This window comes from Pseudomonas sp. HB05 (genome assembly GCF_016756915.1).
Lineage (GTDB): Bacteria > Pseudomonadota > Gammaproteobacteria > Pseudomonadales > Pseudomonadaceae > Aquipseudomonas > Aquipseudomonas alvandae.
Map to the genome: position 1 here is coordinate 1 of NZ_JAESPG010000025.1, position 8,555 is coordinate 8,555.

Below are 8,555 nucleotides of genomic sequence, written 5' to 3' on the forward strand. Positions count from 1 at the left end.
TTGTGACCGCCGAAAATCCAATGTGGGAGCGAGCCTGCTCGCGAAGGCGGCATGACAGTCGATGGAGATGCTGAAAGTACCGGCCTCTTCGCGAGCAGGCTCGCTCCCACAGGGTTTTGCGGTGTATGTGCTTCTTGTGACCGCCGAAAATCCATTGTGGGAGCGAGCCTGCCCGCGAAGGCGGCGTGACAGTCGATGGAGATGCTGAAAGTACCGGCCTCTTCGCGAGCAAGCTCGCTCCCACAGGATTTTGCGGCGTATGCGCATCTTGTGACCGCCACAAATCCAATGTGGGAGCGGGCTTGCTCGCGAAGGCGGTAGCACGGTGTATCCCGCTGTTCCTGTTTTCAGGAGTGCTCCGCCGCCGAGTTCACCGTGCTGACCCGTGTTCCGCCCGCGTTGCGGATCACGCCGAGGATGGCCAGCGTCGCAATTATCAGTCCCGGTGAGGTCGCCAGCAATACGGTGCTGGTACCGGCCCCGGCCGCGAGGATCTGGCCGGCGGCCAGCGGCCCGGCCACCGAGCCCAGGCGTCCGATGGCCACTGCGGCTCCGACACCTGTGGCACGGACGGCCGTGGGGTAGGAGGGTGGCGCCAACGCGTAGAGGACCAGCTGTGCGGCCATGACGAACAGCCCGGCGGCGAACCCGGCAATGCCCATCGGCACGATGCCGACTGACACCCCGACCCCGGCCAGGGCGCTCAACAGCCCGGCGTAAACGAAGAGCACGACCTTGATGGCGTTGCAACGGTCCAGCAGCAGGCCGCCGAGCAGCGAGCCGAGGGTTCCGCCGATGTTGAACAACATCTGCACCAGGCCGGCCTGTGGTTTGCTGAAGCCTTGTTCCAAGAGCAACGAGGGCAGCCAGTTGAGCAACATGTACATCACCGTCAGGGTGAAGAAATAGCTCAACCAGAGACCCAGCGTGGTCATGCCTCGACCTTCGCCAAACAACGCTTGGCCGACGGAGCTGCGGGCTTCGCCACTGACGTGCCGGACCTGCTTGAACGCGCTCGACTCCGGCAGCCACAACAGCATCAGCGGCACCACGAGCAAGGGCGCCAGGCCACCGATGAAAAAGGTCATCTGCCAATGCTCGCCAAACGTCATCGCGACCACTGCCGCCAGTGCGCCGCCCAGGGGAACACCGGCGTACATCACGCTGATGGCCGTGCCGCGCCGCTGTTCGCCTACCGCTTCGGCGCATAACGCGATGAGGTTGGGCAGGGCGGCGCCCAGCCCAAGTCCGGTCATGAAGCGCACCACGAGCAGGCTGGAAAATTGTTCGACATAAGCAGTGCTGAGGGAAAACACGCCGAACAGCAGGACGGCGGCGATCAGGATTTTCTTGCGACCGATTCGGTCGGCGATCCAGCCGCCGAAGAATGCACCCGGCAGCAACCCGATGATGCCCGCGCTGAACACCCATCCCATCATTTTCGGGTCGAGGCTGAACGTCTGCCGCAAGCCGGCGGCAGCGGTGCCGGCTGACTGGAGGTCGAACCCCTCGATCAACGCGACGATGAAACACAAGGCGATGGTCAACGTCGCCCGGCGCGGCGAATGGTTCATGGCGAATCCTCTTATTGTTTTTGTCAGGACTGTGGCGCAAAGCAACCAGCAGGTGCGATTAAGATAACAAAGCTAACTAAAAAATGAATCGTCCTGTGCTGACTGGAAAACAGACGCAGATCACCCGGCAAATCAAAGGCTTGCTTGGAAAGAGCATGTCCTTTGTAAAACTGGTTAAAGATATTAACGTTCGATTATCGGACATTCTCAATTGACGAGGCGCCTCGATCATTTCCATTCTTTGTCCGCGGGGCCGCCATCCGGCGCTCGCCTCGATAGAAAAACAACAACAAAAAATGGACATCGAACATGCCGAACGTTATCCGGTACGCCCACGTGCCCGCCGTTTCACCGATCATTCACCTGCTCGCCCTGGCCGGTCTGAGCCTGTGTTCCGCCGCGTCGTGGGCCGAAGGCTTCGTCGACGACAGCCATGGCACGTTGACCTTGCGCAATTACTACCTGGACCGCGACTACAAGGACGACGGCGCCAAGACGGCGGCCCGGGAATGGGCCCAGGGCATCTTCATGAACATGGAGTCGGGGTTCACCCCGGGCGCGGTCGGATTTGGTCTCGATGCGCGGGGATTGCTCGGCATCAAGCTCGACTCATCGCCGGATCGCAGCGGCACTGAGCTGCTGCCGGTGTCCGCCAGCGATAAGCGCGCGGCAGACGAGTATTCGCGCCTGGGCCTGACTGGAAAACTGCGCTTCGCCCAGACGACCGTAAAGACCGGCGACGTGTCGATCTTTTTGCCGTTCGCTTTCGCCAGCCCCTCACGGTTGCTGCCGCAGACGTTTCGCGGGACGACGCTCAGCTCCAAGGACTTCGATGGCCTGACACTGAACACCGGCTATATCGACCGCATCGCCCGGCGCGACTCCACCGATTACCAGCCCATGACCATCGCGTCGCCCAATCGTCGTTTCAACGGCGCGGCGACCACGTCCCATATGGCGTATGTGGGGGGCGATTACCAGGTCAACAAGGACCTCAGCCTGCGCGTCTACCACGCCGAGGTGGCTGACCTGTACCAACAGGACACCTTCGCATTGCTGCACAACCTGCCGCTGGGCGACGGCGTGCTGACCACCGACCTGCGCAGCTTTTTCAGCGACGACGATGGCGCCGCCAAGGCTGGCAAGGTGGACAATCGCAACGTATCGGCGCTGGTGGGGTATCGCCTGGGCGGCCATCGCGTGAGCCTGGGCTACATGCATGCCAGCGGCGACACCGCGACGCCGTACGTGTCTGGCACCGAGCTGATGGGCTTGAGCGAAATGACCATGAGCTCGGACTTCCTCAATGCCAAGGAACGCACCTGGCAAGCGATCCACGACTACGACTTCGCCGCCGTCGGCGTGCCAGGCCTGCGGACCCGGTTGCGCTACGTGCGTGGCGATCACATCGAGCTCGCGGCCCTCAACGCCGAGGATCGCAAGGAGCGAGAGTTCCAGATGGAGCTTGGCTACGTGATCCAGAGCGGTCCGCTGAAAAACGTCGGCCTGCTGGCGCGCAAATCGATCTATCGCAACGATTTCCCCGGCACGGCGGCGTTTCGCGATGAAAACCAGACGCGGTTTCTGGTGACGTACAGCGTGCCGATTTGGTGATGAAAGGACATCGGGATGTGTGAAGGGCTGTTGTGGCGAGGGAGCTTGCTCCCGCTGGCTGCGTAGCAGCCCCAGGCTATTGACTGCGGAGCTTCGGGTAAAACGAGTCGGACTGTCCTGGGGTCGCTGCGCAACCCAGCGGGAGCAAGCTCCCTCGCCACGGGGGAGCGGTGTCTTCTATTGATAAACCTTCTTCAACAACCGCAGCAGCTCCTCGCGCTCTGCTGCGGAAAGCGCGGCAGTGGAATCGAGATCACTCTCCGTGGCGATCTGCTTGAGTTCCTTGAGCAGTGTCTCGCCGGTCTTGCTCAGGAAAATTCCGTAGGAGCGCTTGTCCGGCTTGCAACGCACCCGCACGGCCAAGGCCCGGCTTTCCAGTTTGTTCAACAACGGCACCACCTGCGGCGGCTCGATGGCGAGCGCCTTGGCCAGGTCGGCCTGCATCAGGCCCGGGTTCTGGTCGATGATCGCCAGGGCTGAAAATTGCGCGGGCCGCAGATCGTGGACGGCGAGACGGCCGATCAGGTTCTGGAACAGCTTCAACTGGGCGCGACGCAAGGCGTAGCCGATCAGCTCGTCCAGGGCGGAATCCATCGACGCCTGCGTGTCGCTGGCGTCGAGCGGAGCCTCGGCGGCGGGGTCGGCGAGCTTGGAAGACTTGGCCATCGAAAAGTGCATCCTCAAATTCAGTGGTTAACAACGCTATCCAGTTTGCCGAGGTTGTCGGGCGATGGCTACGGTCGTTCACATATTTGTCGTTCAGTGCGCCAATCCAGCTACAGAAAAAACAAAGGTAAATCGGTTAATAGTTAATTGACATAACTAATATTCAGGGTTAGTTTTTGATCATCTTCAGCCAAGAACAAGAGAGCACGCGCCATGAGCAACTACGAAGGTCGCTGGACAACGGTCAAGGTCGAGATCGACGACGGCATCGCCTGGGTCATCCTCAATCGCCCGGAAAAACGCAACGCCATGAGCCCGACCCTCAACCGCGAGATGGTCGATGTGCTGGAAACCCTGGAACAGGATCCCGCCGCTGGCGTGCTGGTGCTCACTGGCGCCGGTGAAGCCTGGACCGCTGGCATGGATCTCAAGGAATACTTCCGCGAAGTCGACGCCGGGCCGGAAATCCTCCAGGAAAAAATTCGCCGCGAAGCCTCGCAATGGCAGTGGAAACTGCTGCGCATGTACACCAAGCCGACCATCGCCATGGTCAACGGCTGGTGTTTCGGTGGCGGATTCAGCCCGCTGGTGGCGTGCGACCTGGCAATCTGCGCCGACGAAGCCACCTTCGGCCTCTCGGAAATCAACTGGGGCATCCCACCCGGCAACCTGGTCAGCAAAGCCATGGCCGACACTGTGGGCCATCGCCAATCGCTGTACTACATCATGACCGGCAAGACCTTCGGCGGGCAAAAAGCCGCCGAGATGGGCCTGGTCAACGAAAGCGTGCCCCTGGCGCAACTGCGTGAAGTCACCGTCGAGCTGGCGCGCAACCTGCTGGAGAAAAACCCGGTGGTCCTGCGTGCGGCCAAGCATGGCTTCAAGCGTTGCCGCGAACTGACGTGGGAGCAGAACGAGGATTACCTCTACGCCAAGCTGGATCAGTCGCGCCTGCTCGACACCGAAGGCGGACGCGAGCAGGGGATGAAGCAATTCCTCGACGACAAGAGCATCAAGCCGGGCCTGCAAACCTATAAGCGTTGAGACAACAAGGCGCCTCGGAGCTGTTCGCCCACGGCTCCCGGCGCTACTGTGAATGCATTCCGATAAAGACAATAAAGAGGAATCACCATGCTGGACGTGCCCCTGTTGATCGGCGGCCAATCGTGCCCGGCCCGTGACGGTCGGACCTTCGAGCGCCGCAATCCGGTGACCGGTGATGTGGTGTCTCGCGTCGCTGCCGCCACATTGGAAGACGCCGACGCCGCCGTGGCTGCCGCACAAGCTGCTTTCCCTGCCTGGGCCGCGTTGGCGCCCAACGAACGTCGCACGCGCTTGCTGCGCGCGGCCGAGCAATTGCAGGCCCGCAGCGGCGAGTTCATCGCCGCCGCCGGCGAGACCGGTGCCATGGCCAACTGGTATGGCTTCAATGTGCACCTGGCCGCGAACATGCTGCGCGAAGCCGCCTCCATGACCACTCAAATCAATGGCGAAGTCATTCCCTCGGATGTGCCCGGCAGTTTCGCCATGGCCTTGCGTCAGCCGTGCGGCGTGGTGCTGGGAATCGCGCCATGGAACGCCCCGGTGATCCTCGCCACCCGCGCCATCGCCATGCCGCTGGCGTGCGGCAACACGGTGGTGCTCAAGGCCTCGGAAATCAGCCCGGCGGTGCACCGTTTGATCGGTCAGGTATTGCAGGACGCCGGCCTCGGTGATGGCGTCGTCAATGTCATCTGCAACGCGCCGGCGGATGCACCCGCCATCGTCGAACGCCTGATTGCCAACCCGGCGGTGCGACGGGTCAATTTCACCGGCTCGACCCACGTCGGTCGCATCGTCGGCGAATTGTCGGCCCGTCACCTCAAGCCGGCATTGCTGGAGCTGGGCGGCAAGGCGCCGCTGCTGGTGCTGGACGATGCCGATCTGGATGCGGCGGTGCAAGCCGCGGCTTTCGGGGCGTATTTCAACCAGGGCCAGATCTGCATGTCCACCGAGCGCTTGATCGTCGATGCGAGCATTGCCGACGCTTTTATCGAACGCCTCACGACGAAGATCGCCACCTTGCGCGCAGGGGATCCAGGGGCCAGTGATTCGGTGCTGGGTTCGCTGGTGGACGCCAGCGCCGGCCAGCGCATCAAGGGCCTGATCGACGATGCCCTGGCCAGAGGCGCGAAGTTGGTCGCGGGCGGCCAGTTGGACGGCAGCATCTTGCAGCCGACCTTGCTCGACGGGGTTACCCCGGACATGCGCCTGTATCGCGAAGAATCCTTCGGACCGGTGGCGGTGCTGCTGCGCGGCGAGGGTGACGAAGAGCTGCTGCGCCTGGCCAATGATTCGGAGTTCGGTTTGTCGGCGGCGATCTTCAGTCGCGACACCAGCCGCGCGCTGGCCCTGGCCCAACGAATCGAGTCCGGCATCTGCCACATCAACGGCCCGACCGTACACGACGAAGCGCAAATGCCCTTCGGCGGCGTCAAGTCCAGCGGTTACGGCAGCTTCGGCGGCAAGGCGTCCATCGAGCATTTCACCCAGTTGCGCTGGGTGACGTTGCAGAACGGTTCGCGGCATTACCCGATCTGAAAATCCGTCGCATTGCCGGCGGTGTGCCGCGAAAGCCATCGCCCGATGCAGGCCAGACATAACAATGACAAGGCCGCAGCCAGGTGCTGCCACGTTCCGCTCGCTTCGCGCGACCCGAGCGTGCCTTGATGGAGGAGATGCACCGTGAGTTCCGAGTTCAGATCATCCTCCCGGCCCGAGCCTGTGCGCTATCGCCAGGTGTCGATTGGTCACCCCGCCGTAGAAGTGAAGGAAGAGCAGGGCGTCCTGCACATGCGTTCCCTCGAACCCTTGGCGCCGTTGCCGCAGCGTTTGCTCGATCGCCTGGTGCACTGGGCCGAGGTACGGCCGAACCAGACTTTTATCGCTGCCCGGGAAAACAAGGGCGACTGGCGTCACGTCAGTTATGCCGAGATGCTCGACTGCGTGCGGGCCATCGCCCAAGGCTTGTTGGCCTATGGTTTATCGGCGGAAAAACCCTTGGCGCTGCTGTCGGGCAACGACATCGAGCATTTGCAGATGGCCTTGGGCGCGATGTACGCAGGGATTCCCTATTGCCCGGTGTCGCCGGCTTATTCGCTGCTGTCCCAGGATTTCGCCAAGCTGCGGCATGTCTGCGAGCTGTTGCAGCCGGGGCTGGTGTTCGTCAGCGATGCCGCGCCGTTCGAGCGCGCAATCAACGCCGTGTTACCGGCGGATGTTCCCCTGGTCACGGTGCGTGGAGACATACCCGGCCGGACCAGGACAAGCTTCGCCAGCCTGCTCGCGCAACCGCGTGGTGTCGAGGCTGAGCGTGCCTTTGCCGCCACGGGGCCGGACAGCATCGCCAAATTCCTCTTTACCTCCGGTTCCACCAAGCTGCCCAAAGCGGTGATCACCACCCAGCGCATGCTCTGCGCCAATCAACAGATGTTGCTGCAAACCTTCCCGGTGTTCGGCGAAGAACCGCCGGTGCTGGTGGACTGGTTGCCGTGGAACCATACCTTTGGCGGCAGCCACAACGTCGGCATCGTGCTGTACAACGGCGGCACGTTTTATCTGGACGATGGCAAGCCCACCGTCCAGGGGTTCGCTGAGACCTTGCGCAACCTCAAGGAAATTTCCCCGACGGCCTACCTGACTGTGCCCAAGGGCTGGGAAGAATTGGTAAGCGCCCTGGAACAGGACGCCGAGTTGCGCGAACGCTTTTTCAAGCGCATCAGCCTGTTCTTCTTCGCCGCGGCGGGCCTTTCCCAAAGCACCTGGGATCGACTCGACAAAGTCGCCGAGCAACATTGCGGCGAACGGATCCGCATGATGGCCGGCCTGGGCATGACTGAAGCATCGCCGTCCTGCACCTTCACCACGGGGCCGCTGTCCATGGCTGGCTACATCGGTCTGCCGGCGCCCGGTTGCGAAGTGCGGCTGGTGCCGGTGGATGGCAAGTTCGAAGGACGCTTTCGCGGACCGCACATCATGCCCGGCTACTGGCGTTCGCCGCAGCAGACCGCCGAAGTGTTCGACGACGCCGGCTTCTACTGCTCGGGCGATGCCATCAAGCTCGCCGATTCCGCCAACCCCCAACTGGGGCTGATGTTCGACGGGCGCATCGCCGAGGATTTCAAACTGTCCTCCGGCGTGTTCGTCAGCGTCGGGCCGTTGCGCAACCGCGCGGTGCTCGAAGGCACGCCGTATGTCCAGGACCTGGTGGTGACGGCGCCGGATCGCCCGCACCTCGGTGCGCTGGTGTTCCCGCGCCTGCACGACTGCCGTCGTCTCGCGGGCCTGGCCGCGGACGCCAGCGACGCCGAGGTCCTGGCAAGCCCGCCGGTGCGCCAATGGTTTGCCGATTGGTTGCAGCGCCTGAACCGCGATGCCAATGGCAACGCCAGTCGTGTGGAATGGATCGCATTGCTCGACGAGCCGGCCTCCATCGACCGAGGGGAAATCACCGACAAAGGCTCGATCAACCAGCGCGCCGTGTTGCAATGGCGCGCGGCCAAGGTCGAGGCGCTGTATCGGGGAGAAGACCCAACCGTCCTGCGCGCCGGCACCACCGGCTGAAAGCGCTTTTTGTGGGAGCGGGGGGGGGGGGGGGGGGGGGGGGGGGGGGGGGGGGGGGGGGGGGGGGGGGAGCGGGGGGGGGGGGCGGAGCGTCGCGCC

General features: G+C 62.9%; 6 protein-coding genes. 4 read left to right on the plus strand and 2 right to left on the minus strand.

Going from position 1 to position 8,555, the window contains the following annotated elements; all coding sequences use genetic code 11:
* Positions 1-347: 347 nt before the first annotated feature.
* Positions 348-1,574: a 3-(3-hydroxy-phenyl)propionate transporter MhpT gene (gene mhpT, locus JMN22_RS20745; protein WP_030140642.1), complete on the minus strand. Its 1,227-nt coding sequence runs from the start codon at positions 1,572-1,574 to the stop codon at positions 348-350.
* Positions 1,575-1,883: 309 nt separating this feature from the next.
* On the opposite strand from mhpT, the gene JMN22_RS20750 reads away from it, so the two are divergent.
* A complete protein-coding gene (locus tag JMN22_RS20750; RefSeq protein ID WP_198796388.1) occupies positions 1,884-3,188 on the plus strand; it encodes an OprD family porin in 1,305 nt (434 codons plus the stop codon).
* A gap of 177 nt (positions 3,189-3,365) precedes the next feature.
* On the opposite strand, the gene JMN22_RS20755 is transcribed toward JMN22_RS20750, so the two are convergent.
* Positions 3,366-3,854, minus strand: a complete 489-nt coding sequence (locus JMN22_RS20755) for a MarR family winged helix-turn-helix transcriptional regulator (RefSeq protein ID WP_198796389.1) — start codon at positions 3,852-3,854, stop codon at positions 3,366-3,368.
* Positions 3,855-4,067: 213 nt separating this feature from the next.
* Between JMN22_RS20755 and JMN22_RS20760 the strand changes: the two genes are divergently transcribed.
* The 3 genes from JMN22_RS20760 to JMN22_RS20770 all read left to right on the plus strand — a co-directional run bounded on the left by JMN22_RS20760 (position 4,068) and on the right by JMN22_RS20770 (position 8,456).
* Entirely contained in the window at positions 4,068-4,898 is an 831-nt protein-coding gene (locus JMN22_RS20760; RefSeq protein WP_030140645.1) for a p-hydroxycinnamoyl CoA hydratase/lyase, read from the plus strand.
* An 87-nt stretch (positions 4,899-4,985) separates the two neighbouring features.
* The gene (locus tag JMN22_RS20765) at positions 4,986-6,434 is read left to right on the plus strand and encodes an aldehyde dehydrogenase (RefSeq protein ID WP_198796390.1); all 1,449 of its coding nucleotides are present in this window, start codon (positions 4,986-4,988) and stop codon (positions 6,432-6,434) included.
* Positions 6,435-6,578: 144 nt separating this feature from the next.
* Positions 6,579-8,456, plus strand: coding sequence for a feruloyl-CoA synthase (locus tag JMN22_RS20770; RefSeq protein WP_198796391.1), 1,878 nt, complete (start codon positions 6,579-6,581; stop codon positions 8,454-8,456).
* Positions 8,457-8,555: the final 99 nt, after the last annotated feature.

Coding starts and splice junctions, on each gene's coding strand:
- mhpT (WP_030140642.1), bottom strand. CDS start 1,574: ATGAACCATTCGCCGCGCCGGGCGACGTTGACCATCGCCTTGTGTTTC.
- JMN22_RS20750 (WP_198796388.1), top strand. CDS start 1,884: ATGCCGAACGTTATCCGGTACGCCCACGTGCCCGCCGTTTCACCGATC.
- JMN22_RS20755 (WP_198796389.1), bottom strand. CDS start 3,854: ATGGCCAAGTCTTCCAAGCTCGCCGACCCCGCCGCCGAGGCTCCGCTC.
- JMN22_RS20760 (WP_030140645.1), top strand. CDS start 4,068: ATGAGCAACTACGAAGGTCGCTGGACAACGGTCAAGGTCGAGATCGAC.
- JMN22_RS20765 (WP_198796390.1), top strand. CDS start 4,986: ATGCTGGACGTGCCCCTGTTGATCGGCGGCCAATCGTGCCCGGCCCGT.